Here is a 24,079-nt window from a genome sequence, read left to right on the forward strand (position 1 = left end):
GGGGGCACGTCCGATGCGGGAGACGCGGGCCACGGACACGGCCTGGGAAGGTCTGACCGCCGAGCAGCTGGCCGAGGTGTCCGCGGTGGACGAGGAGCGGCTGGCGCTCGAACGCTCACGACTCCCCGAGGAGACCGCCCGGCTGCTCACGGAACCGATCTACGCCGTGCGTTCCAGGGCCCGGCTGTGGGAACAGTTGATCGTCCGCATGGAGCACGAATGGGCCCCGGACGGCCGCTACGTCGTCGACGAGTACATCAACGACCTCGAATCGAGGGACGCGCTCGACGAGATCATGGCCTCCCGTCCCGTCCTGGCCGTCGGCGCACTGGCCGAGCTCCTCGCGCAGCTGGACGGACGATTCCGGCGGCGGACGGTGCCCGACGGCGGCGCCGCGCTCCGCCCGTACACCCGCCGGCTGAGAGAGGACTCCTCACTCGGGGCTCCATCGCTCCATGAGCGCTGGCTTCGCCGTCCGATCAACATCCCGTGGCTTTGATCCCACAACACCGCCGCTCCAGAGAGGGTGTCCGAAGGCGTCACGCCCTAGAGTCTGGGCATCGGCCCCGTTCTAGCGCAGGAGACGGCGATGACGAACCCATCAGAGCCCGGTCGTGCACCTGGTCCGTACGGGCCGCCGCCTCAGCAGCACCCCGGGCGCGTTCCGGGGCCACGTCCCGCGGGGCCGCCGCAAGGCGCAGGGCCCATGGGGGCGCCTCCTCCGAACGTGCCGCCTCAGCAGCAGGACGGATGGACGCCTCCGGAGCGCACCGACAAGGGGCTGTTCGGAGCGTTGTTCGACGCGAACTTCAACTACCTGGTCACCCCCAAGCTGATCAAGCTGTGGTACGTCATCGCGCTGCTTTTGATCACCCTGCAGTGCCTGGTCGTCCTGGGGCTCGGGCTCTGGATCGCGACCTGGGACGACTTCTGGGCCTGGGGGCTCATCATGGCCGTCGCCACGCCGCTCGTCTGGCTGTTCGAGGTGCTCATGGTCCGGATCCTCATGGAGGCGGTGGTGGTGCGGTTCAAGGGGGTGGAGCACCTCCGGGCCATCAAGGACAAGATCTAGGGCCTGACTAGAAGTGGCCTCAGGTACCGCGTGAGCGCGCTACCTGGCCGGTGAGGCGATGCCGAAGGCAAGCCTCGCCGGCCAGATCGCGAAGCGATGTCGCGCTCGCACCAAACACGGTCAGGGTGCGAGCCGCCAGGCGAGCAGCCTGGGCCGGGGTTGCAAAAAAACACAGCCTGGCCGGTGGGGCGATGCTGGCGGCGAGCGCCGTAGGCCGGGACTTTGAACACAGCCTGGAGGGGCGCGTTAGGCTCGCGGGCAGGCGCGCGCGACACAGACGGGGCAATGCAGGTGGGCGACTTCGACGAGGAGCCGGAAGAGGACGCTCCGCCACGTGCGACACGGCGGGATCCTGGAGTGACCCATCGGGATCCGTACGTCCCTGGGCCGCGGCCGGCGGCGGGGCCCGGGGCCACCCGGCGGGACGGCGGTGACGCGGCAGCGCAGCCGCTGCTGCGGCTTCCCGGTGTGCTCGCAGAGCGGTTCGCGGTGGTGGCCGAACTGCCCGTCCAGGGTGCCGAGTCGGATCTGCTGCTGGTACGGGACGTGGCCGGCGGCGAGTTCGTCGTGAAGCTGTTCCGGCGGGGCTATCACGCCGACCGGGACGTGTGGGCGAAGCTCCCGGCGCTCGGATCGCCGCATGTGCTGCGGATCCTGGAGACCGGTGAGGCCGAGGGACGCGATTACGAGATCTCGGAGTACGCGGCCGGGGGGAATCTGCGGGGCCTGATGGGCAGCCCCCGGCTGGACGTGGAGCAGGTCGTGGCGCAGCTCTCCGACGGGTTGGCCGCCCTGCACCGGGCCGGGATCGTCCACCGTGACCTGAAGCCGGAGAACGTGCTGGTGCTCGGCGAGGAGCCGGTGCGGCTGGCGATCGCGGATTTCGGGTTGAGCAAGGTTCTGGACGAGAGCGTGATCTTCGCCTCGTCGTCGCGGACGCTGGCCTATGCCGCGCCCGAGTCGCTGTCGGGGCAGATATCGCCGGCGCGTGACTGGTGGTCGCTCGGGATGATCGTCCGGGAGCTGGCCACGGGCCGGGCGCCGTTCCCGGGGTTGAGCGAGACGGCGGTGGTCGACCATCTGGCGACGCGGGCGGTGCCGGTGGACGGCGTGGCCGATCCGCGGGTGCGGGTGCTGTGCCAGGGGCTGCTGACCCGGGATCCGCGCCGGCGGTGGGCCGGTGAGCAGGTGGCGGAGTGGCTGGGCGGCGGTGCTCCGGCGGTCGCGAAGGAGCCGGTGCGCGCGCAAGGTGCGGGGGTGCCGTTCGCCGGGCGGCGTTTCGACGACCGGGGCGAGCTGGCGCGGGCGCTGGTGGAGCGCTGGGACGAGGCCGCGCTCTACTTCTTCGGGCGGGGCGAGTCCGGGGAGGCCTGGCGGGCGCTGCGGGAGTGGCTGGCGCGGATTCCGGACGACACCCGGATCCGGTTGATGGACGGCCCGCTCGCCGCGTCCGATCTGCCCGCCGATGTGAAGCTGCTTCATCTGGTGCGGTGGCTCGATCCGGGGCTGCCCCCGCATTTTCTAGGCCGGCGGGTCGCGGCCGACGATCTGGCCGGGCTGGCGGTTCTGGCGGACGATCCCGCGCATCCCGATCATCAGGTCGCCCGCAGGCTCGGCAAGGGGTTGTGGGAGTGGCGGCTGCTGCCCGTGCTGGGCGGGGATATGGCGCCGATCGACGATCAGTGGCGGGCCCATGTGGCGGCCTGGAACGACCTCGCCGGCTGGTTGCGGGAGCAGGAGGCGACTCCGCCCCGGCTGGCGGCCCGGCTGCCGGATGCCGGGAGCGGCGAGGCGCAGGTGTTGCTGACGCTGCTGGCGCTCGCGGCGCGTCCCGTGGAGGCGCGGCAGCGGATCGCCGAGGCGGCGGCCCGGGCGCGGGCGCGGGTCAGCGAGCCGGTCCCCTGGTTCGAGTGGATCGCGGACGGCGCGGGCGACGACCCGTTGCGTCTGCTGGCCGTGGCCAGGGCGGCGCCTGTGGCCGTTCTGGAGGCCGAGGCGCAGACGCGGGATCGCCGCGCGACCGAGGAGCGTTCACAGGAGCTGGACCGGCGGTGGGCCGAACGGGAGCGGCAGCGCCTCGCAGGCAGGGGCAAGGCCGTCCAGAGGGCCGTGGCGTGGTCGCTGCCCCTGCTGGCGTTGTGGCTCCTAGGAAGCTGGGTCGTCGGGGCGCTTTTCGGCGGCGATGGTGGGAAAGGCACCAGTTCTGTCGGGGGCTTCCAGCGCACGTCTGGAGTGCCTCTGGGCGTCCTGGTGGCGTTCTCCTTCCTCGCCTGGGGGGTGCAGTGCGGCTGTGAGGTCGCGCTCGCGCGCGCGCAGGGAAACGACTATCTGCCCTACGGGCCGTGGTCGTGGCTGTCACGCTTTCTAGGGGTGAGCGGGCGCGGGTTGGCGAAGGCGTCGCAGACGATGTCCGGGGCGGCCCAGCGGACCGGGCGGCGTGGCTGCGGGCTGCTGCTGCTCGCGGGCACCGTGCCGCTGTTGCTCGTTCTGTTGCTGATGGCGGCGTTGACGTCGGTGGCGAGCCTGCTGTGGTGGCTGGTGCTGGTCGCCGGGCCGGTCGCGCACGCGGTCGCCGCGGGCGTGCGGTTGCATCGCTGGCGGCAGGGTCATGCCAAGGCCGGGCCGCATGGGGAAGGGGCGGCATGACCGAGCGGAGCGAGGGCTTGAGCGCTGTTCTTGCCAGGGGGTGTGGGGGGGCGTCCCCCCACGAGCTGAACAGCATGACCGAGCGGAGCGAGGGCTTGAGCGCGGGCTTTTGCCGGGGGGTGTGGGGGGTCGCCCTCCACGGGGAGGCAGGATGAGCAGCGGAGTCGAGGCCGATATCGCGCTGGACGCGGCGGTCGTCCTCAGCCTGGGGATGAACCGGGCGCTCGGCCGTACGGCCGGGCTCGCGGGACGGGGCGCGGAGGCGTTGGCCGCGCTGGCCGCCGGACGGGCCGAGGCGCGGGCGGAGGCGCTGGCCGCGGCCGAGTCCCAGGATCAGGCGCTGCGCCAGGTCCTGGAGCGCAACGCCCGGATCGCGGCGCTGGCGGGGACCCGGGAGGAGCTGGGCGCCGAGGTCCTGCTGCCCGCGCCGCTGCGTCCCGACGAGCGGCCGGTGGAGGCGCTGACGGCGTGGTGCGCCGAGGTCGACGCGGTCCTGGACGAGGCGGAGGCCGCGCTGTCGGAGCATCTCGCCGCGCAGGTCGCGGCCGAGATCTTCGCGCGTCCCGCCGGGCCGGCCGGGCTGCGCGCCGATCTCGGGACGCCCCCGGCCGGCGCGGCGGACGCCGCCGCGGACCAGGGGCTCGAGGACGCGCGGCGGACGCTCGAGCGGGTCCTGGCGAGGCTGCTGCCGGACGTGCCGGAGGAGCACCGCGGGTCGGTCGCCGAGGCGGCCGGGCTGCTCGCGGGCGCGGGGTCGATCGAGGAGGCCGAGGGCGCCCTCACCGAGGTCCGGCTGCGGGTGCGGGCGGCCAACCGCCGTACCGAGGAGCTGCGGGCCGAGGCGCGCCGCCGCGCCGCCGAGCGGGACGCCGCCGAGCAGGCCGAGGCCGAGCGGCGGTACGTCCTGAGCTCCATCACCTCGGCGTTCGAGGAGATGGGGTACGAGGTCCAGGAGGGCTTCGAGACGCTGACGGCCGGGGCGGGCGAGGTCGTGCTGTCGCGCGGGTCGTGGCCCGATCACAGCGTGCGGATGCGGGTGGACGACGCCGCGCACGTCCGGGCGGCGATGGTGCGGACGCGGCCGGCGCGCGGCGAGGACGACCGGCGCCTGGACGTGGAGCGGGAACAGGAGTGGTGCGAGGCGTTCGAGACGGCCCGGGCGCGGCTGGAGGGCGCGGGGATCCGGTCCGCGGTCACCTGGCGGCTGGCCCCCGGCGTGCGTGAACTAACGGTCACCGAGCGGTCGCGGGGGGCCGCGACGGGGGAGACTAGGAGTCGGACCGGACAACGTGAACGCCGTCGGGAGCGTGAGAAGTGATTGCCAGCCAGGCCGGGGCCAGGCCGTCGTACCGTGAGCGGCCGACCGCCGCCGAAGGCGCGGGGGCGCAGATGGGGGCGGGCAGGTGAGCATCGAGTCGCCGACCCTCGGGGGGCGCCTGCCCGGCTGGCCGCCGTTCATCCGGGAACTGGACGCGACCCTGTCGGTGCATTCCCAGTACGTGCTGTCGGGGAATCTGTACGACAGCTTCCTGGCGCCGTCTCTGGAGGGCGGTGGGCCGGGCCGGCTGCTGACGCTGCGGGATCTGCTGTGGGAGTCGCTGCGCTCCAGCGGCTTCTCCTGCATGATCGTGTACGACCCGGTGGACGGCCTGCAGGTGTGCCCCGACACCGGCGACGAGCTGTCGGAGGAGGCGGCGCAGGCCGCGGAGCGGCTGCTGGGCAAGCGCAAGGCCGACGAGAAGCCGTCGCTGGAGGCGCTGACCCGGCATCTGGCGGCGGTGGCGCGGCCGTCGGAGAATCTGCGCGCCGCGTTCGTGATCGACTCGGCGTCGCGGATCGCCCGTACCCCGACCGACATGGAGCCGGCCGAGCGCGATTTCTTCCGGTTCTGCGCCAGGTTGTCGCGCAGCGCGCGGCCGGTGCGGGTGGTGGGTGCGCGGCCCAAGCCGCTGTACAACCCGATCGTGTGGCTGGTGGAGCGGCCGGGGGATCTGCCGCCCTGGCTGACCGCCGACAACGAGAACGTGCGGGAGATCACGATCCCGCGGCCGCATCTGGGCGACCGGCAGGAGACGGCGCGGCTGCTGGCCCGCGCGTTCGGGGTCAGCGACGTGGGCGACGACGAGATCGCGGCGGCGGCCTGCGACGCGTTCGCCGAGCAGGCCGACGGGCTCACCCTGCAGTCGATGATCGAGGTGACCCGGCTGGCCAAGGAGCGCAACGTCGATCTGGCCGATCTGCCGGACGCGGTGCGCACCTACAAGCTGGGCGTTCTGGACAACCCGTGGAGCCGGGGCCATCTGCGGCGGCGGGTGCTGGAGGGCGAGCGGAAGGTCCCGGAGCGGGTGATCGGGCAGCCGCAGGCGGTGACCAAGACGCTCGACATCCTCAAGCGCGCGGTGCTGGGGCTTTCGGGCGCGCAGGCGACCCGGTCCGGCAGCCGGCCGCGCGGGGTGCTGTTCTTCGCCGGGCCGACCGGCACCGGCAAGACCGAGCTGGCCAAGGCGATCACCGAGCTGGTGTTCGGGGACGAGTCGGCCTACCTGCGGTTCGACATGAGCGAGTTCTCCGGGGAGGGCTCGGGCGACCGGCTGATCGGCTCCCCGCCCGGGTACGTCGGGCACGAGGCGGGCGGCGAGCTGACCAACGCGGTCCGGGAGGACCCGTTCCGGGTGATCCTGTTCGACGAGATCGAGAAGGCGCATCCGCGGATCCTGGACAAGTTCCTGCAGATCCTGGAGGACGGCCGGCTGACCGACGGGCGCGGCAACACGGTGCACTTCTCCGAGTCGATCCTGATCTTCACCTCGAATCTGGGGATGTACGTGCAGGGCCGCGACATCACCGCGCGCTCGGACGTGGCCTCGCCGCCGGCGCCGCGGATCCAGAACATCGTGCCGGGGATGTCCTACGACGAGGTCGAGGCGCGGATCAAGGGCGCGGTCGCCGATCACTTCACCGAGGTGCTGAACCGTCCCGAGCTGCTGAACCGGTTCGGCGACAACATCGTGGTGTTCGACTTCATCGGCCACGAGGCGGCCGGGAAGATCTTCGATCTGCAGTTCGCCAACATCTGCCGGCGGGTGACCGAGGAGCACCGGCTGTCACTGGCGGTGAAGGGGGACGCCCTGCAGCAGCTGCGGGAATGGTGCACGACGGAGCTGGACAAGGGCGGCCGCGGCATCGGGATGGCGCTGGAGTCGTACTTCGTCAATCCGCTGGCCCGCGCGCTGTTCGACCGGGATCTGACCCCCGAGGATCGGATCACGGTGTCCGGTATCCGGCGCGAGGGCAGCATCGTCCACCTGGAACTCCAGTGACCGCGGACGGGACGGGCCGCGGCGGGGCACCGGGGCTGCTGCTCGCCAAGGCGCACTATCCGGTGACCACACTCGGCCCGGGCGTGCGGGCGGGCATCTGGACGCAGGGCTGCACGCTGCACTGCCCTGGCTGCCTGTCCCGCGACACCTGGGAGGCCGACCCGGGCAAGGAGGTGCCGGTGGAGGCCGTCCTGGGCTGGCTGGCGTCGCTGCCGGGGCCGGTGGAGGGCGTGACGATCTCGGGTGGGGAACCGTTCCAGCAGCCCGCGGCGCTGGCGGCGCTGGTGCGGGGTATCCGCAGGTGGCGGGAGGAGTCGCAGCATGAGACGATTCCATTGGACATTCTCGTCTACAGCGGATATGTCTACTCTCGGCTCTCGCGTTCGCCGGAGGCGCGCGAGATCCTGGAGTCATGTGACGCCGTCATCACGGGGCCGTACATCGATCGGCTGAACCCGGGGGGGCGACACCCCCAGAGTGGCTCTCTACTCTGGAGGGGGTCGGGCAACCAGCGCGTCGTACCGCTGTCCCCGCTGGGGCAGGCGAGATACGGGGCCTTGACCGGCGCCGACGCCGTTAAGGAAAAAGAAGACGCAGGGCCCCGAGTGCAGGTGTCCGTGGACGAAGGGCCGGAGGGAAGGCGGGTGTACTACATCGGGATCCCGCGGAGGGGTGACATGGAGCACCTCACATCAACGCTGGAGCGCGCTGGGGTACGAGCGGGGGATGTGTCATGGCGACCTTGAAATGCCCGGTTTGTGACGAGCCCTTCCAGCAGGGCGATCTGCTCTGCCTGAGCTGCGGGGCCAATCTGGCACGTGCCGGGGGCGGCCAGCCGCAGCGGGTTCCACCCCCTCCTGCCCCTCAGCAGCCCTACGGGCAGCCGTCCTACGACCCGTACGGTCAGGGCCAGCAGCAGCCTCAGCAGCCGGCTCCGCACCAGCAGGGTCAGCATCAGCAGTATGGAGAGCCCTCGTTCGGAGACTCTCCATATGCGCAGCAGGCCCAGCAGCGCCAGCAAGGGCAAGGGCAGGGGCAACAGCCCGGCCCCCCTGGGCCTCCTATGCCGCCCGGTCCTCCTCAGCCTCAGCAGGGCGGGCAGCAGGGTCCTCCAGGGGACCAGTACGGGCCGCCGCAGCCGCAGTATGGTCCGCCGCAGCCTCAATACGGTGAGCCACAGCCTCAATACGGTGAGCCGCAGCCCCAGTACGGCGAGCCGCAGCAGCAGCCCGGCCCGCCGCCTCCCGACCCCTGGGGCGCTCCCCAGCAGGGCCAGCAGGGCCAGCAGGGCCAGGGCCAAGGCCAGGGGGCTGAAGGGGGTTGGGGGCCGCCGCAGCCTCAGTACGGTGAGCCGCAGCCCCCGCAGCCGCCCGCCGAGCAGCATCAGCCGCCTCAGCCTCACCAGGGGCAGCAGCAGTACGCCCCGCCGCCGCCCCAGCAGGGGCAGGGGCCTGGCGGGCAGCCGGACCCGTGGGGCGCCCCCGCGCCGCCGTCTCCCGACCAGTGGGGCCCGCCGCAGCCGCAGGCTCCCGAGCAGCAGCAGGGGCACCAGCCGCACCAGCAGTACGCCCCGCCGCCCGGCCCTGCGGACAACGCTTACCCGCCGCCGCCCCAACAGGCGCCGCCTATGCCGCCTCCGCCGCACGGCCGTGAGGCGACGCTGCTGCCGGCGGACGCCCCGGGCGGGCCTGGGCAGGGCCAGCAGCACCGGCCGGGCCCCGACAGCACGGCGTACATGTGCCCCTACTGCGAGGCGGTGCTGAGCAACCCGGCCGCCGCGCAGTGCGAGTCCTGCCTGCGGCCTCTTCCGCAGCAGGGCACGCCGGTGCTGCGGGTGCAGTTCCCCACGGGCGAGCTCAAGGTCTCGGTCGGGCAGCACCTGGTGCTGGGCCGGGACGCGGGCCAGTCGCCGGTGGCGGCCACGTTCACGCAGTACGACAACGTGTCGCGCCGCCACTCCACGGTGTGGCTCGACCCGTCCGGCACCGCCTGGGTTCGGGACGAGGGCTCCACCAACGGCACGTTCGTCAACGGCGAGCGCCTGCCGCGCGGTGTGGAGGCCCCGCTCCGCGACGGCGACCAGCTCCGCCTGGCCGCCGACGTGACGGGCACCGTCCAGCTGACCTGAGCCGCGAAACGCCGAGGGCCGCTCCGGAGATCGATCCTCCGGGGCGGCCCTCGGCGTTTCGCGCGGCCGGGCGGCTCAGCCGGCGGCGCGCTTGGCGCGGGCGCGGGTGCGCTCGCGCTCCTTGGCGTCCAGGACGACCTTGCGCAGCCGCACGGCCGCCGGGGTGACCTCGACGCACTCGTCCTCGCGGACGAACTCCAGCGCCTCCTCAAGGGTCAGCAGGCGGGGCGGGGTGAGCGTCTCGGTGGCCTCGGCCGTGGAGGAGCGGACGTTGGTCTTCTGCTTCTCCTTGCAGATGTTGACGTCCATCTCGTCGGCGCGGGAGTTCTCCCCGACGATCATGCCCTGGTAGACCTCGGTGGTCGGGCCGACGAAGAAGGTGCCGCGGTCCTGCAGGTTGATGATCGCGTAGGCGGTGGCGGCGCCGGTGCGGTCGGCGACCAGCGAGCCGGACGGCCGGGTGCGCAGCTCGCCGAACCAGGGCTCGTAGCCCTCGAAGACGTGGTGCGCCATGCCGGTGCCGCGGGTCTCGGTGAGGAACTCGGTGCGGAACCCGATCAGGCCGCGCGCCGGGACCAGGAACTCCATCCGGATCCAGCCGGTGCCGTGGTTGGTCATGTGCTCCATGCGGCCCTTGCGGACCGCCATGAGCTGGGTGATCGCGCCCAGGTGCTCCTCGGGGATGTCGACGGTGAGCCGCTCGACCGGCTCGTGCCGCTTGCCGTCGATGTCCTTGGCGACGACCTGCGGCTTGCCGACGGTCAGCTCGTAGCCCTCCCGGCGCATGTTCTCGACCAGGATGGCCAGCGCCAGCTCGCCGCGGCCCTGGACCTCCCAGGCGTCGGGACGCTCGGTCGGCAGCACCCGGACCGAGACGTTGCCGACCAGTTCGCGCTCCAGCCGGTCCTTGACCAGCCGGGCGGTGACCTTGGTGCCCTTCTCCCGGCCGGCCAGCGGGCTGGTGTTGGTGCCGATGGTCATCGAGATGGCCGGCTCGTCCACCGTGATCAGCGGCAGCGGGCGCGGGTCGTCGGGGTCGGCCAGGGTCTCGCCGATCATGATCTCCGGGATGCCGGCCAGCGCGATGATGTCGCCGGGACCGGCCTCGTCGGCGGGCTTGCGGGTGAGCGCCTCGGTCATCATCAGCTCACTGACCCGGACCCGCTCGACGCTGCCGTCGCGCTTGCACCAGGCGACCTGCTGGCCCTTCTTGATGATCCCCGAGTGCACCCGGCACAGCGCGATCCGGCCCAGGTAGCTGGAGGCGTCCAGGTTGGTGACGTGCGCCTGGAGCGGGGCGTCGGGGTCGTAGGACGGCGCCGGGATGGTCTCCTTGATGACCTGGAACAGCGGCTCCAGGTCGGGGCTGTCGGGCATCTCGGCGTTGCCGGGCTTGGTGAGGGAGGCCCGGCCGGCGCGGCCGGAGGCGTACACGATCGGGAAGTCGATCTGGTCCTCTTCGGCGTCGAGGTCCATGAACAGCTCGTAGGTCTCGTCGACGACCTCGTCGATCCGGGCGTCCGGGCGGTCGGTCTTGTTGACCACCAGGATCACCGGGAGCCGCGCGCCCAGCGCCTTGCGCAGCACGAACCGGGTCTGCGGGAGCGGGCCCTCGCTGGCGTCCACCAGCAGCACGACGCCGTCGACCATGGACAGGCCGCGTTCGACCTCGCCGCCGAAGTCGGCGTGGCCCGGGGTGTCGATGATGTTGATGGTCATCCCGGCGTGCCGGACGGCGGTGTTCTTGGCCAGGATGGTGATGCCCTTCTCACGCTCCAGGTCGTTGGAGTCCATGACGCGGTCGTCCACGTCCTGGTTCTCGCGGAAGGCCCCGGACTGCCAGAGCATGGCGTCGACCAGCGTCGTCTTGCCGTGGTCGACGTGGGCGACGATGGCGACGTTCCGGAGGTCATCGCGCGTGGAGATGGGCATGCGGTCTCGCCTTGGGTGAGAGTGTGGGGTCCGCCGCAGACGTGCGACCCCCTGATTCTACTTGGCCGTAGGGGCTCCCTCGCCCCACCCCCTTGCCCGATCCGTCACAAATACTCTATTTGGCTAATTTTGCCCCAATTTTGTACGCTCCTGCAGATCCGGTCGTTCGGAGTCCCGCCCCCCGGGACGACGGCCGGACCGCCGAATCCCGCGAGGGAACCGGGGACCCAGACCCCCGGGGTGAATCGGCGCACACTCCCTGGTGCGCGCCGTAGGGCGACTCCTGGCCCGAACCCGACAGCTAACCCGGTAGGCGGCCAAGGAGAGGAGACACCGGTTTGACACCGGCACCCCCCAAACGTCGACTCGTCGTGCCCGCCCTCACCACCGCCTCGCTCGTCGTGTGCGGCGTCGGCCTCCCCATCACCTCCCCCGCCGCGTCCGCCTCCCCGGCGTCCGCGCACGCCGCCGCACCGGCGCCCGGCGAAAGCGAGCTGCGCAAGCGGCTGGACGCCCTCAACACCGAGGCCGAGAAGCTGACCGAGCGCTACAACAAGTCCCGGGTCGAGCTGGGCAAGGCCAAGCAGGCCGAGCTGGACGCGGCCAAGGCCGCCGACACCCTCCAGGCCCAGGCCGCTCCCGCCCGCGAGGAACTCGGCCGCCTCGCCGCCGCCGACTACATGACCGGCGGCCCCGACATGATGTTCGCCGGCGGCGGCGCCACCGGCCTGTCGGCCTCCGCCTACCTGGCCCAGAGCCGGGCCGCGGCCGTCAACCGCCTCCAGGCCCAGATCGACGGCGCCGTCCGCGCCCAGCAGGCCGCCGCGGCCAGGACCGCGCAGGTCCGGCGGGCCGCCGCCCGGTCCCTGAGCGCCCGCGAGGCGGCCAAGGCCAAGGTGGACGAGGTCACCCGGCAACTCGACAAGCTGACCACCACCACCGCCAAGGACCCCGGGACGGGCCTGAGCGCGACCGTGAAGGGCTCCGGCCGGCCCGCCAAGATGGCCCGCAAGGCACTGAGCAAGATCGGCAGCCCGTACGTGTGGGCCGCCGCGGGGCCGAGCAGCTTCGACTGCTCGGGCCTGGTCGTCTGGGCCTACGGCAAGGTCGGCAAGCCCGGCCTTCCGCACTACACCGGCGACCTGTTCGGCCAGGGCCGCAAGGTGGGCAAGGGCGAGCTGAGGTCCGGCGACCTGGTCTACTTCGGCGGTGACCTGCACCACATGGGCATCTACCTGAGCGACGGCAAGTACCTGCACGCCCCGCAGACCGGCGACGTCGTCAAGATCTCCAAGCTGTCCGACCGCTCCGACTACGCCGGCGCCAACCGCATCGAGTGACCGCCCGCCGGGGCCGGCGACGGCCCCGGCGAGGACGGCCGGCCGGCCGAACGGCGGTCAGGGGCCCGCGGCGCCTCGCAGGTGGGGGCGGACGGCCTCCACCACGGGCAGGTCCCCGGCGAGCCACAGCACGTCGTGGAGTTCGTCCGCGCCGAGCCAGCGGAGCGCCAGATGCTCCAGCGGTCTCGCCTCGCCCTCGATGATCGTCGCCGTCCACACGCGGAGCACGCCGCCCAGGCTCAGCGGCCAGTCGCCGCCGATCCGCGCGGCCAGCGCGATCTTGACGTCCAGCTCCTCGTGGCACTCCCGGACCAGGGCGTCCTCGTCGGACTCGCCGGGATCGACCTTGCCGCCCGGGAACTCCCAGCCGCCCGCCAGCTCGGGCGGCTCCGCCCGCTGCGCGGCCAGCAGCCGCCCCCCGGAAATGATCGCCGCGCCCACCACAACACCGATCGCAACCAGCCCCTCTCTTGTCCGGCATGATGCCGGACGGCGGCCGTCCGCGTCTCAGGAGGCCGCGCTCTGCGGCGTTTCGGCGCCGTTACGGGCGGCGGCGACGATCCGGGCCGCGTCCTGGACGATCGTCTCCAGGTGGTCGCCGTGCGCGCCGCGCCAGTACACCTGGCCGCAGTCGACGCAGCGGCCGTACACGTCATAGCTGCGGCGGGTGCCGTCGGCCAGGTCCCGCTCGACCTCCTCCTTGTCGACCTGGGCCAGCACGCCGTTGCAGGCGGTGCAGCGCGTCCACGGCCGCAGTTCGGGCGCGAACCGCTCCAGCAGGTCGCGCAGCTGGTCATCGGGGCGCGAGCCGCGCGCGTACGCGCCGAACCACAGTGCCCGCCGCCGCAGCAGGCCGCGGTCCTGGGTCAGCAGGACCCGGCCCTCCTCGTTCGCCTGGACGACGAGCGCGGGGTCGTCCATGTCGTTGTGGTAGGCGGTGTCGAGCCCGAGCAGCCGCATGCGGCGGGCCAGCGTGCCGAGGTGCACGTCGAGCAGGAACCGGGGCGCGAGTTGGCCGGGCTCCAGCGGAACGGGCTGCGGACGGGGCACGGCCGCCACCGCCACCTCGTCGCCCGCCGCCGGCTGGTGGCCCGGCTCGACCGGTTCGCCGTTCACGGTGAGCGCGCCGATCTCGGGCAGCGGCACGCCGAGGGACTCCACGATGTGTCCCAGCGTCGACGTCCCGTCGTGCGCCACCTCCTGCCGTGCGCGCCGCCGCGCACTCGGCAGGAACATCAGCAGTTCTTCGGCGATCCGAATCGTCATCCCGGGCTCCACGCGGCCAGCATGCCATGCCGGAGCGAGATGTCGATCGGATTAACCGGCGGTTCACCCCCGGAACGCCCGCCGTCGGCCGAGGCCGTGCGACACCCGGGATCCCTGCCGAATCACCGATGACACGATCGGCAACATCAACCGAAAAGCGCGGCCCCGCCTTGACCGGGCCGGGGGTGCGGACCGCACACTCGCCCCATGAAGACCCCCCGCTCCCCCAAGCTCCTCCGTCTCCTGCTCCTGGTGCCGCTGATCGTGGCCGGTCTGGCCGGCCCGGCGCAGGCCGGGCCCGCCCAGCCGGTGGCCGGGCCGCCCGCGGTCGCCTCCGTGCTCGCGGCCGACATCCCACCGATCTGCGAGTCCCGGCTCCCGGCCGAGGCGCACGACACCATCGCGCTGATCGAGCAGGGCGGCCCGTACCCCTACCCCCAGGACGGCACCGTGTTCCAGAACCGCGAGGGCCTGCTCCCTGACGAGCCCAGCGGCTACTACCACGAGTACACGGTCAAGACGCCCGGCGAGGACGACCGCGGTGCCCGCCGCATCGTCACCGCGGGCGATCAGGGCGCCGACGGGATGTACTACACCGCCGACCACTACGAGAGCTTCTCGGACATCGACTTCACCTGCTGAGCCCCACCGGCCGTCCCCCAGGCATCCGCCGCGGGGACGGCCTCACAGGTGCGTCCTCGAGTGCACCGCTCCGGTCAGGGTTGCCCCGCCTCGGCCAGCTGGCGCTGGATGTCGGGGCGGGCGAGGGGCCGGGTCGTGCCGATCCAGTTGGCCTTCTTGTACGGCTTGACCCCGATGTTCGGCACGCAGGTGGAGCAGCTCGCCACGATCATCTTGCCGTTGCCGATGACCATCCCCACATGGCCGGGATTGTTGGCCGAGGTGCCCGGACCCGAGTTGAAGAAGACCAGGTCGCCCGGGATCTCCTTGCCCTTGTCGATCTTCACTCCGAACGGCCACTGCTCGAACGTGGTGCGCGGGATGCTGATCCCCACGGTGCGGTAGGCGGCCTGGAGGATGCTCGAGCAGTCCCAGGCGTCCGGGCCGTTGGCGCCGAAGATGTACCGCTTGCCGCGCTGCGCCATGGCGAACGAGATGATCTGCTGGACGACGCCGCTCACGTTGGCCGGAAGCTGGTTGTCCTGGCATTCGACGCCGTTCGACTGGACGACCGTGAAGTCGCCGCCCACGTACCGCTTCGCCCAGTCGAGGACGAGGTTCACGTAGTCCCACGAGTGGTTGTACATGAAGAGGGCGGTCCGCATCCGCGCCGGGGCGCCGTTGTGCTTGAGGTAGCGGGCGGCGGACGGGATGGCGTCGTCAGGGTCGTAGCGGTCCTTCTTGCCGTTCTTGTCGCCGTCCACGGCGAACGAGTCGAACGTGGCCTTCAGGAACTGCATGGGCCCGCCGGCGCCCGCGTAGTTCTCGCCGCTGCTCACACCGGGCAGCTTGGACGTGCCGTGGCTGGTCTCGACCTTTCCGATCCCGGCGAGCACGTTCCAGGGGACGCCGAACTCCTGGCCCGCCTTCTTGTAGAGCGCCAGGTAGCCGGACGGGATCGCGTTGGCCTCACCGGCCTGGGCGGGCTGCGATCCCGCCTGGCTGGTGTCGACGCATCCGCCGCTGCCCGCGCCGCCCCCGCCGAACATGAACTGGCTGGCACCGAACAGCACCGGCACGATCATCAGCGCGCCGAAGAGCGTCCCGACGGCGCCGAGCGCCCCGGCGATGATCAGCCTGCGCCTGGTCATCCGGTGTCACCCGCCTGTCCCTCGTCCGCGGGGGCGAAGGCGTACACCCGCAGCGAGCCGCCGTCCCGCGACACCGTCACCGCGTACTGCTGGCTCTCCTGGCCCTTCTTGCCGCCCTTGGTGACCTGCTGCTTCAAGGTCACCAGGAAGATGAGCGAGTTGTCCTCGATGTCGCGGACCCGGTCGAGGGTGGCCGAGCCCTCCGCGACGACCTGCTGCTGCCTGCGCAGATCGATCTTGCCGGGGGAGGCCTCGCCGCGCCGCAGCTCCGCGAGCAGCGCCGCGGTCACCATGGGCGCCAGCCGGTCGCCGTAGACCTTGGGGTCCTCGTCGAAGCGGTACGTCCCGTACGCCGCGGTGAACCGCTGCGCGAGATCGGCGGCGGTGGCGAACTCCTGCTGCGAGAACGGCAGCAGCCGGTAGACGTCGAAGCTGCCGGCGGAGACCGTGCCGGAGATGCCCGGCGGCGGCGAGGCGGGACCGGTCGGCCCCGCGGTCGCCGTGGGGGTCGGCGCGGCGCCGCCCTCGGTGTCGTCGTCGGGGGCGGCGACGGTCAGGTACACGCCGACGACGGCCAGGACCACCACCAGCCCCGCGAACACCAGCTTGCGCTGGCGGTCCGTCAGGTTCATCTAGTCGTCCCGCTCCGCGTCGCGGTCGACCGGACGCAGCCAGAACGGGAGCGGCGGGCCCTCGCCGGCGTCGCCGCGGCCCCACAGCGGCGGCGGCTGCTGCCTGCCGCCGGGCCCGGATGCCGTGCCGGACGCACCCGTCCGCGGCTTCGGGACGCCGCCCGACGGGTCGGCGGGCCTGCTCCTGGCCGGACTGCCGCCGCCCTTGCCCCGGGACGGCGCCGAACCTCCGGAACCACCGCCCGCGCGGCCGCGGTCGCGGCCACCCGACGACCGCCCGTTTCCGCCTCCGAACCAGCCGCCTCCGGACGAGCCGCCATTGGAACTCCCGCTCTCCGGACGCGCCCCCCACGACGTGGGCCGGGACGCGCCCGAGGACTTCCCGCCCGAGCCGCCCCCGGTAACGGCACCCGCCGGCTGTCCGCCACCGTTGCCGCCCGACGGCGCCGGCGCCGCACCGCCGCCGTCGACGGCGCCGCGCGCGTCTCCGCGGGCACCCGCCCGGGTCGGCAGGTTGAGCGGCGGCGCGCCCCGCCGCGACCGCCCCCGCGCCGCCGCGCCGCCGCCGCGCGGCTTGGCCGCCCGCACCGGCGCCGCCTCCGGCGACGGGCCGTCTCCCGCCCCGCCGCGCCGGTCGAGCCCCGTCCCGGACACGCCCGTCCCATCGGCCGTGTTCGTCCCGGCCTCACCGGTACCGTCGTTCTTGCCCAGCCGCGCGAGCCGGTAGCCCGGCACCGCCGCGCCGGCCACCGCAGTGGTGTTCTTGCGCGCCTCTATGACCGACTTGTCGAGCTCCGTCTGGCTCTTCTCCCGCGACCCGACCGCCGAGTACCCGACGGCCGAGAACAGGTGCTGGAACGGCTTGCGGTACACGAACGCGGCGAACGTCACCAGCGCGATCAGCAGGATCTGCAGGCCCCACGGCAGCGTCTCGCCGAGGATCAGCCCGTACGCCCACAGCAGCAGCGACAGCACGCCGATCAGCGCCGCCTGTTTCAGCAGCATCGACAGCAGCAGTTCCAGCCAGCGCACCGCGATCACCCGTCCGATGCCCGGATGGATCCCGATCCCGAGGAAGATCGGCCCGGCCACCAGCAGCAGCAGGAACGCGATCTTCACCACGATCAGCGCGATCGCGATCACCAGGATCAGCAGCCCCGCCACCAGCGCCGCGAACAGCCCGCCGAACGCCACCGCCAGCCGGCTGGTCCAGTTCTTGCCCTGGAACAGCGGGTAGACCCCGGCGTGCTGTTCCTTGACGCTGTCGGCGACCGCCTTGTACGCGTCGGCCTTCTTCGCCAGGTCGACCTTCTGCCCGCCATGCGTCTCCGGCAGGTCCACCGCCTGCGACCACAGCAGCTTGTCGGCGTTGTCCTTGACGATCTTGGCGTTCGGGTCGGTGGTGCCGAACTGGCCCATCAGCCACGGCTTGCAGACCAGCGCCACCCACAGCCCGTTGGCGTTGCGCGTGGTCGCGTCGACGTTCGGCGAGTTCATCGGATCCGCCTTGCCCTCGGGCGGCGGGATGCACGAGGTCCCCCTGGTGTCGCTCTGCGGCAGCGCCGCGTTGAACGCCGCACTGGTCGCCTCCGACACCTTGGTGCCCAGCGTCGTGAAGTCGGCGGGCCGCGCCACCAGCCAGATCAGCGCCACCATCGCCGCGACCATCCAGATCACGCCCTCGGTGACCTTGCTGGCCCGCTTGCGCACCAGCCCCCACCACGCCAGCCACATCGCGCCGAGGATGACCACCCACGACCAGTACCGCGCGTTGAACGTCTTCCCGATGTCGCTGATCACACCGTCGACGGTGCTCTTCAACCAGCCCAGCAACGACTCCGACGCGGCCGCCTGGTACACGCTGATCGTCGTCCGGTCGATCGCGCGGACCAGCGTGAAGGTGGTGTTGGCGAGCGCGTTGCCCATCATCGCCATCGCGTCCGCGCAGCCCATGTCGACCGCGTACCAGGTCTGCCCGGCCGTCCCGTACCGGTCGTAGTAGCTGAGCCTGTCGACCGGCGTCTTCTTCAACTGCTCACTCGGGTAGTCCGGGGGCTTGATCATCCCATCGGTCCCCGACCCGTACTGCTCAGGAGCCGGATTATCAGCCGGCCGACACGGGTCACCGCCGAACGGACCCGCACCCGCCATCGGAGACAGCCCGACCATGAACAGGGCGGCCAGCGCCATCATGACGATCGACCGGCGCCCCCGGATCCGCCGCGAACGCCGCCGCGCCCCCTGGAGCACCGACCGGTCGAGACCTTCCGCCGGCGAACGCTGCAACCGCCGGGCGGACCCGCGGCCCGGCGTGCCTCCCGATGGGACGCGGGGTCGGTTCATTGGCTGACCTCTCGTGTTCACCCGGCTCCACCTTGCCCCTGTGCGGATTCGGCCCCCGAGACCGTGAGTTCGGCCGAGCCCGGGCGGGACCGGGTCGGGTTGGTGTCCAGCCAGCGCCGCAGCTCCTCGGAGATCAGGTCGACGCCGATGCGGCCCGCGCGCCCGTCCAGATCCCGGAAGATGCACTCGCCGTTGCCGAGGTTGCGCAGCACGGCCTTGTGCTCGTCGGAGGTCTCCACCCCCAGCAGGGACATCACGTTCCCCACCTCGACCCGTTCGGAGGAGCGGAACGAGAACACCGACGAGAGGCAGTTGGTCACCTGTTCGTTCAAGAGGTCCCCGGCGTTCTGTGACACCAGGATCAGCGCGGTGTTGCGAGAACGGCCCATCCTCGACACCTCCGGTATCAGCTTGGCGCCCTCCGGTGTCGAGGTGATGGCCCACGCCTCGTCCAGGAAGATCGCCTTGGGCAGGCGCCGGTCGAGACCGTGCATCAGCCGGCGGGCGAACTGGGAGACCAGGTACATCAGGGCGACCGAGAGCCGCTGCTCGTAGGAGTAGTCCTCGCGGGAGATGGCCACGTCGGGGAGGGTGAGGCCGCCGAGGGTGAACACGGTCGTCCAGCCGGCGGTGTCGATCCGCTCGCCGCCGGACGGGTCGAAGCACAGCCGCGCCAGCCGCATCTCCGACATCGAGCGCAGCACCGCGCCCAGGTTCTTGGACGCGGGGTCCGCGGAGCCCTCCAGGTGGTCCACGACCTTGCCGAGCGAAGGACGTGCGGCGTTGGCGACCGCGCCGACCGCCTGGATCATCGCGGACTCGCGCTCCTCCGACATGCGCGGCAGCAGCAGCCGCAGCGTCTCGGTGGCCATCGTCTTCTTGGCGGCCAGGTCGTCGCCGAACGAGAACGGGTCGAGCAGGCCGGGCGCCGCCGACCCGAGCGGCAGGATCCGCGCCTTCCGGCCGCGCGCCTGGAGCAGCTCGACGAGGGATTCGGCGTCGCCCTTCGGGTCGATCGCGGCGATCGTCACACCGCGCAGCGCCATCTGGTAGATGAGCATCAGCGCGAGGGTCGTCTTGCCGCCGCCCGGCTCACCGGTGATCGCGACCGCGGTCGGACGGTTCCGGGCCGCGGCGACGAGCGGATCGAAGTGCACGATCGAACGGGCCCGGCCGAGCGTCTCCCCGATGTACGGGCCGACCCAGCCCTCGTTGTTGTCGTCGGGACGGTCGCCCAGGTCGACGGTCGCCACCGGCATCCCGCCCGCGATGGTGCGGAGCGGCTGCCGCTGCGCGTAGGCGTTGAGCCTGATCCGGTCGCCGGGCAGCGTCTCCATGAACAGGGAGAACTGGTCGCCGGTGGAGTTCACCACGTCGATGCCGATGTCGCGGTAGTGCTCGACGACGGCGTCCACCCGCTGCGCCAGCAGCTCCTCGGTGGGCGCCGACACGATCAGGCGGTGCCAGCCGTACACGAACGGCAGCCGTTCCTTGGTGATGCCGTGCTCCAGCATCCGCGCCGCGTCGATCTGCTCGGCCAGCGCGATCGGCGCCTCCGCGCCCGCCTCGCGGATGTGCTGGTCCATGTCGCGGGCGTGCGCGAGCTTGCGGGAGACGTCCTTGGACGCCTTCGCCGGCGGGATCAGCTTCATCCGCGAACTGATCTCGACGGGGAACGGCAGCGCGTCGGCGTAATGGAACCAGGGCTCCCCGTCCGGGAACGGCATCATGTCCGGGAAGCGGGCGAAGGAGAGGTAGGCGACGTACGACTGCGCGGTCGCGCTCGTCCCCACGCCGTTGAAGTTGGGCTGCTCCACCCGCAGGTAGGAGCGGCCGTTGTGGATCGCGCCCTCGACCAGCGCCTCGATCTCGCCCTTGCCCCACGTACGGCGCTGGACGGCCGACGGCGGCGGGTCCGCCAGCGACGCCGTCACCGCGTGCTGGAACAGCCAGGCCACCTCGGTGGACGCGGCGTGCCGCGCGTACAGGGCCGAGCCGCCCAGCGCACGGCCTATGCGTTCGGCCTGGTCGGTCCAGCGCGCGATCTCCTTCTTGTCGATCGCGTCGTCGGTGATCCCGAGGACCTGCTCGCTGCGCTTGTAGAACCCGAGCCACTGGGCCAGCACGCCGCCGGACAGCTGCGCGCCGACGCCGCGCTGGCCGAGCCGCACGCCGAGGTAGACCTCCTTGGTCCAGAAGTCCTTCGCCCAGACGTGCGCGTAGGTCTCCTCCAGGTACTCGCGCCAGCCCGCGCCGCCGTCGGAGGTGCGGTCGAGCGCGAGCGCCCAGTCGGCGGCCGGGTAGGTGCGGTGCGCGATCCGCAGGTGGATCTCGGCGTCCTGCATCCGGATCCCGGCCAGCGCGATGGTGATGTTGGTGGCCAGCGCCTCGCGTTCCTCGCCGGTGGTGAACTCGTACGACACCGTCGGCAGCCGGAAGTATGCCCAGGCCGCGTTGTCGGTGAGCACCACCCGGTCGTCGAAGTACCGCACGGGCAGCCGGCTGGCCCGCGCCTTGGACGCCTTGCTCATGCCGCCTCCCCGTGGGAGTCACGGTGGGCCGTCGCGACGAAAACCGCGCTGCGCTCGGTCATGACGCCTCCCTGTGGCGGGACGGCCCACGCGACGGACGCGGTGCTCGTCCCTCCGTCGCCTGGCGCATTCCGCGGCGCGGCCGCCGCACGGCCGCTCGCGCTCGTGGCGGCGCTCATCGGGTGGCCTCCTGCTCCTGCTGAAGCTCGTGGTAACGCTCGGGCACGACGGTGAACCCGCCGGCGACCACACCGGCGAGGGCAAGGTAGGCACGCCGCGTCGGCGCACGCAAGGATTTGAGCTCGTTGCGGGGCGCGCGGTCCATGCTCAGGTGATCGTCCCATGGAATCCGCACGAGGGCCCGGCAGCGGCCGCGGGCGACCGCCTCGGCCTGCTCGACGTCGTCCATGCTGCGGCGGCTGACCCCGTTGATGACGGTCACGGCGCGGGAGCGCAGTTCCTCGTAGCCGTGCCCGTCCAGCCACTCGAACGTCATCGCCACCGCGCGCGGCGCGTCGGCGCTGGCCGGGGCGACGAGGACGATCTGGTCGGCGTACGGCAGCACCCGCGCGACCACTGCGGCGGCCGCGTCCAGCAGCGTCACCGAGTAGAACCGGTCGATGGTGCGGATCGCGAGCGCGTAGTCGCGGTCGTCGAGGGCCTGCAGCGGGTTCTTCCCGGCGGCGATGACGTCCAGCCCGGATTTGGCCTGCGAGGTGTAGCGGCGCATCGCGGTGAGGCTGTTGACCTGGTCGGCACGGGTGATGAGGCCGGTGAGCGTTTCGTTGGTCTCGCTGCGGGTCCGCCGCGCCAGCGCGCCCGGCCCCGGGTTGACGTCGATCGCGACGACCGGCTCGCCGTTGTGCTGGGCGAAGGTGTGGCCCAGCATCAGCGCGGTCACGGTCTGCCCGGCGCCGCCCGTGCAGCCGAGCACCACGATGTGCCGGGTGCCCTGGAACGGCTGCTGGAGCCGCTGCTGGTACTCGGCGTCGGCCTCGCCGTGCCCGCCGCCGACGGCCTGGATGAGCCGGCGCAGCCCGCCGGAGCTGACCTCGTGCTCGGGCCCGGGCGGGGTGATCGCCGGTTCGGACGGCGGCGCGGCGGGGGGCGGCGGCAGCGGGCGCGGGCGTACCGGCGACGCGGGCCCCGACCGCACCTCGCGGGACGGAGCGGGCGGCGGTTCCTCGTACACGGCCGGCGGTTCCTCGTAAGTGGGCTGCGGTTCCTCCCGCGCCGGGGGCCGCGGTGCCGGGCCCGACATCGGGAACCGGCCGGGATGCCCCGCCGCCGCGGGCCGCTCGTCCGGCGCGCTCTCGGGTTGCGCGGGCTGCTGCTCCTCGGACCGGGGTGCCGGTGCGGGAGGCCACACGCGCGCGTCGGTGGCGGCCGCGCGCTGCGGGTTGGACAACTCCTCCGACCAGGGTTTGGGCGGCTCCCGGTGTGGAGCCTCCTGCTCCTCTTCCTGCTGCCCCGCGCTCCCGAACGCGCCGGGAACCAGCGGGATGTCGGGCTGCGTGAGTTCCGCCTCCTGCGGAATCTCCGGTTGCGTCGGCGGGCTCGCCTGCCGCAGCGGAATGTCGGGCTGCGTGACGTGCGCCTGGTCCTCGGCGGGTGGAAGCTCCAGCTCGAGTGTCGGATCGTCCGCCCCGTCCGATTCCGCATCGGACGGGGACTCGTCCATGGCCGCGCCGTCCCCTGAGGGCGCCTCGTCGCCGACAGCGTGCTCGGCCGTTGGAGCCGCTTCAGCCGGCGTGGCGCGCTCGTTGCCGTTCGTGCCTGCGGCCGATGCGGCGAGCTGGTCGGGTGCGGGGGTCGCTGCGTCGCGTGCCGGGGAGGCTGGGTCGGGGGTCGGCTCCGGTTGGGGGGTGTTCGGGGGCTGGGGGGCCGCCTCCCAGAATTCGGGGGGGCTTCCTGGTCGGCGGACCCCTGAGGCGAGGGCCCGTTTGCCCGAGGACCCGAGTTCCAGCTGTGGGGTCGCCGGAGGGCGTTCCATGTCGGCGAGCCGTGGAGCCTCTTCCTCATGGGAGATGTCACGGCTGGTGCGGCGCCACGGCTTGGCGGGACGAGCCCCGGCCGCGGCCGGATGCGGCTCACCTTCGGCAGGACGCGCCTCGGACCCGGCACCATGCGGCCCGGCCATGGCGGGACGCGCCTCGGCCTTTGCGGGATGAGGCTCCGGCCTCGCGGGACGCCCACCCGTTTCGACCGCGTGCGACTCGGCCTGCTCGAGCCTGGCGGGACGTCTGCCCGTCTCGAGCGGATGCGGGTCGGCCTCGGTGGGGCGTGCCTCGGCCTTTGCGGGATGAGGCTCGGGCCTCGCGGGACGTCCGCCGGTCTCGACCGGATGCGGCTCGGCCTTGGAGGGATGTGCCGCGGGCCTGGCGAGACGTATGTCTGGCCTGGTGAGGTGCGGATCGGCTTCGGTGGGGCGTGCCTCGGACCTGGCGGGGTGCAGGTCCGACCTGGTGGCGGGGGGTTGCTCAGAGGGGCCGGCTACGCGGATGTCGTCTTCGGTGCCCAGGGTGCCGAAGTCGCGTTGGGCGGCCACCTCGGCCAGGGGCTGCGGGGCGGATGCCGTGGCGGGGGTCGGGGCGAACACGGGCGTGGCGGGGGCCTCTTCGACGACCTGGTGGCGCTGCTGCTTGCGGGCCTTGCGGCGGGTCTTGCGGGGGGCGCGTTCGGGTGCGGCGACCGGGGCGGGGGCCTGCGGGCGGCGCCAGACGCGGGCCACGACGACGGCCTCGCGGGGCTCGCGGATCGGGGTCAGGCGGCACCAGGTGCGGGGTTCGCTGAGGTAGCGGGTGTGCGAGAGCAGCAGCTCGGTGAGCCGCTTGCCCTCGATGACCGGGCGGGTCGCCAGCCAGGTGAGGACGCCGGGCGGGACGATGTAGAGGACGTGCCACGGGGATTCGAACGGGATCCCGATGAAGCGCAGCAGCACGATCCACGGCACGAACACGCCGGCGAACACGCCGATCTGGACCAGCGGCAGCGGCATCGGGAGCCGCAGGTCGTACAGCTTGTACAGCCGCTTCTCAATGCGCCATATGTTCGTGTACGTGGGTAGATCCACGCCCCTACTCCCCTAACTGTGCGA

Annotated in this window: 18 protein-coding genes and 1 riboswitch; of the genes, 9 read left to right on the forward strand and 9 right to left on the reverse strand. The window is 72.4% G+C overall.

Features of this window, described 5'->3' with window-relative positions; genetic code table 11:
- Positions 1–13 precede the first annotated feature (13 nt).
- From ABD340_RS17935 to ABD340_RS17960, 6 genes are all read left to right on the forward strand, one after another.
- On the forward strand, positions 14–499 hold the full coding sequence (locus ABD340_RS17935) for a hypothetical protein (RefSeq protein ID WP_344590118.1): 486 nt from the start codon (positions 14–16) through the stop codon (positions 497–499).
- 207 nt (positions 500–706) lie between these two features.
- Positions 707–1,072, forward strand: a complete 366-nt coding sequence (locus ABD340_RS17940; RefSeq protein ID WP_344590119.1) for a DUF4282 domain-containing protein — start codon at positions 707–709, stop codon at positions 1,070–1,072.
- 357 nt (positions 1,073–1,429) lie between these two features.
- Positions 1,430–3,718 (forward strand): protein kinase domain-containing protein, encoded by a 2,289-nt coding sequence (locus tag ABD340_RS17945; protein ID WP_344590120.1) that lies wholly within the window; start codon positions 1,430–1,432, stop codon positions 3,716–3,718.
- Positions 3,719–3,869: 151 nt separating this feature from the next.
- Positions 3,870–5,036, forward strand: coding sequence for a response regulator receiver protein (locus tag ABD340_RS17950; RefSeq protein ID WP_344590121.1), 1,167 nt, complete (start codon positions 3,870–3,872; stop codon positions 5,034–5,036).
- Between the two features lie 85 nt (positions 5,037–5,121).
- Positions 5,122–7,038: an AAA family ATPase gene (locus ABD340_RS17955; protein WP_344590122.1), complete on the forward strand. Its 1,917-nt coding sequence runs from the start codon at positions 5,122–5,124 to the stop codon at positions 7,036–7,038.
- The gene (locus ABD340_RS17960) at positions 7,035–7,784 is read left to right on the forward strand and encodes a 4Fe-4S single cluster domain-containing protein (protein WP_344590123.1); all 750 of its coding nucleotides are present in this window, start codon (positions 7,035–7,037) and stop codon (positions 7,782–7,784) included. Before ABD340_RS17955 ends, ABD340_RS17960 begins: the two co-directional genes overlap by 4 nt.
- On the opposite strand, the gene ABD340_RS17965 is transcribed toward ABD340_RS17960, so the two are convergent.
- Positions 7,688–8,596 (reverse strand): hypothetical protein, encoded by a 909-nt coding sequence (locus ABD340_RS17965; protein WP_344590124.1) that lies wholly within the window; start codon positions 8,594–8,596, stop codon positions 7,688–7,690. The genes ABD340_RS17960 and ABD340_RS17965 overlap by 97 nt on opposite strands.
- A gap of 69 nt (positions 8,597–8,665) precedes the next feature.
- On the opposite strand from ABD340_RS17965, the gene ABD340_RS17970 reads away from it, so the two are divergent.
- Complete coding sequence (locus ABD340_RS17970) at positions 8,666–9,166, forward strand: FHA domain-containing protein (protein ID WP_344590125.1); 501 nt, start codon at positions 8,666–8,668, stop codon at positions 9,164–9,166.
- Between the two features lie 75 nt (positions 9,167–9,241).
- Here the strand turns inward: ABD340_RS17970 and typA are convergent, their stop codons facing one another.
- Positions 9,242–11,098 carry a translational GTPase TypA gene (typA, locus tag ABD340_RS17975; protein ID WP_344590126.1) on the reverse strand — a complete coding sequence of 619 codons (1,857 nt, stop codon included), beginning with the start codon at positions 11,096–11,098 and terminating at the stop codon, positions 9,242–9,244.
- Between the two features lie 189 nt (positions 11,099–11,287).
- Positions 11,288–11,430: riboswitch (cyclic di-AMP (ydaO/yuaA leader) on the forward strand.
- Between the two features lie 6 nt (positions 11,431–11,436).
- Here typA and ABD340_RS17980 point away from each other — a divergent pair.
- Positions 11,437–12,438, forward strand: coding sequence for a C40 family peptidase (locus ABD340_RS17980; RefSeq protein ID WP_344590127.1), 1,002 nt, complete (start codon positions 11,437–11,439; stop codon positions 12,436–12,438).
- A 57-nt stretch (positions 12,439–12,495) separates the two neighbouring features.
- Here ABD340_RS17980 and ABD340_RS17985 read toward each other — a convergent pair whose 3' ends face one another.
- Both ABD340_RS17985 and ABD340_RS17990 read right to left on the reverse strand, forming a co-directional pair.
- The gene (locus ABD340_RS17985) at positions 12,496–12,879 is read right to left on the reverse strand and encodes a (deoxy)nucleoside triphosphate pyrophosphohydrolase (RefSeq protein ID WP_344590128.1); all 384 of its coding nucleotides are present in this window, start codon (positions 12,877–12,879) and stop codon (positions 12,496–12,498) included.
- Between the two features lie 66 nt (positions 12,880–12,945).
- Positions 12,946–13,704, reverse strand: coding sequence for a Mut7-C RNAse domain-containing protein (locus ABD340_RS17990; RefSeq protein WP_344590129.1), 759 nt, complete (start codon positions 13,702–13,704; stop codon positions 12,946–12,948).
- A 207-nt stretch (positions 13,705–13,911) separates the two neighbouring features.
- Between ABD340_RS17990 and ABD340_RS17995 the strand changes: the two genes are divergently transcribed.
- Entirely contained in the window at positions 13,912–14,346 is a 435-nt protein-coding gene (locus ABD340_RS17995; RefSeq protein ID WP_344590130.1) for a guanyl-specific ribonuclease, read from the forward strand.
- 74 nt (positions 14,347–14,420) lie between these two features.
- Here the strand turns inward: ABD340_RS17995 and ABD340_RS18000 are convergent, their stop codons facing one another.
- The 5 genes from ABD340_RS18000 to ABD340_RS18020 all read right to left on the reverse strand — a co-directional run bounded on the left by ABD340_RS18000 (position 14,421) and on the right by ABD340_RS18020 (position 24,055).
- Positions 14,421–15,476 (reverse strand): C40 family peptidase, encoded by a 1,056-nt coding sequence (locus tag ABD340_RS18000; RefSeq protein WP_344590131.1) that lies wholly within the window; start codon positions 15,474–15,476, stop codon positions 14,421–14,423.
- Entirely contained in the window at positions 15,473–16,108 is a 636-nt protein-coding gene (locus ABD340_RS18005) for a hypothetical protein (RefSeq protein WP_344590132.1), read from the reverse strand. The genes ABD340_RS18000 and ABD340_RS18005 overlap by 4 nt, the downstream gene beginning before the upstream one ends.
- The gene (locus ABD340_RS18010) at positions 16,109–18,172 is read right to left on the reverse strand and encodes a type IV secretion system protein (RefSeq protein ID WP_344590133.1); all 2,064 of its coding nucleotides are present in this window, start codon (positions 18,170–18,172) and stop codon (positions 16,109–16,111) included. It lies immediately after the preceding gene.
- A 296-nt stretch (positions 18,173–18,468) separates the two neighbouring features.
- Complete coding sequence (locus ABD340_RS18015; protein WP_344590134.1) at positions 18,469–20,982, reverse strand: ATP-binding protein; 2,514 nt, start codon at positions 20,980–20,982, stop codon at positions 18,469–18,471.
- 175 nt (positions 20,983–21,157) lie between these two features.
- Positions 21,158–24,055, reverse strand: a complete 2,898-nt coding sequence (locus ABD340_RS18020; protein ID WP_344590135.1) for a TcpE family conjugal transfer membrane protein — start codon at positions 24,053–24,055, stop codon at positions 21,158–21,160.
- Positions 24,056–24,079: the final 24 nt, after the last annotated feature.

Origin of the sequence: Actinomadura vinacea, from assembly GCF_039532545.1 — a bacterium.
Taxonomy (GTDB): Bacteria; Actinomycetota; Actinomycetes; order Streptosporangiales; family Streptosporangiaceae; genus Spirillospora; species Spirillospora vinacea.

Coding starts and splice junctions, on each gene's coding strand:
- ABD340_RS17935 (WP_344590118.1), top strand. CDS start 14: ATGCGGGAGACGCGGGCCACGGACACGGCCTGGGAAGGTCTGACCGCC.
- ABD340_RS17940 (WP_344590119.1), top strand. CDS start 707: ATGGGGGCGCCTCCTCCGAACGTGCCGCCTCAGCAGCAGGACGGATGG.
- ABD340_RS17950 (WP_344590121.1), top strand. CDS start 3,870: ATGAGCAGCGGAGTCGAGGCCGATATCGCGCTGGACGCGGCGGTCGTC.
- ABD340_RS17970 (WP_344590125.1), top strand. CDS start 8,666: ATGCCGCCTCCGCCGCACGGCCGTGAGGCGACGCTGCTGCCGGCGGAC.
- typA (WP_344590126.1), bottom strand. CDS start 11,098: ATGCCCATCTCCACGCGCGATGACCTCCGGAACGTCGCCATCGTCGCC.
- ABD340_RS17990 (WP_344590129.1), bottom strand. CDS start 13,704: ATGACGATTCGGATCGCCGAAGAACTGCTGATGTTCCTGCCGAGTGCG.
- ABD340_RS17995 (WP_344590130.1), top strand. CDS start 13,912: ATGAAGACCCCCCGCTCCCCCAAGCTCCTCCGTCTCCTGCTCCTGGTG.
- ABD340_RS18000 (WP_344590131.1), bottom strand. CDS start 15,476: ATGACCAGGCGCAGGCTGATCATCGCCGGGGCGCTCGGCGCCGTCGGG.
- ABD340_RS18005 (WP_344590132.1), bottom strand. CDS start 16,108: ATGAACCTGACGGACCGCCAGCGCAAGCTGGTGTTCGCGGGGCTGGTG.
- ABD340_RS18010 (WP_344590133.1), bottom strand. CDS start 18,172: ATGATCAAGCCCCCGGACTACCCGAGTGAGCAGTTGAAGAAGACGCCG.
- ABD340_RS18015 (WP_344590134.1), bottom strand. CDS start 20,982: ATGAGCAAGGCGTCCAAGGCGCGGGCCAGCCGGCTGCCCGTGCGGTAC.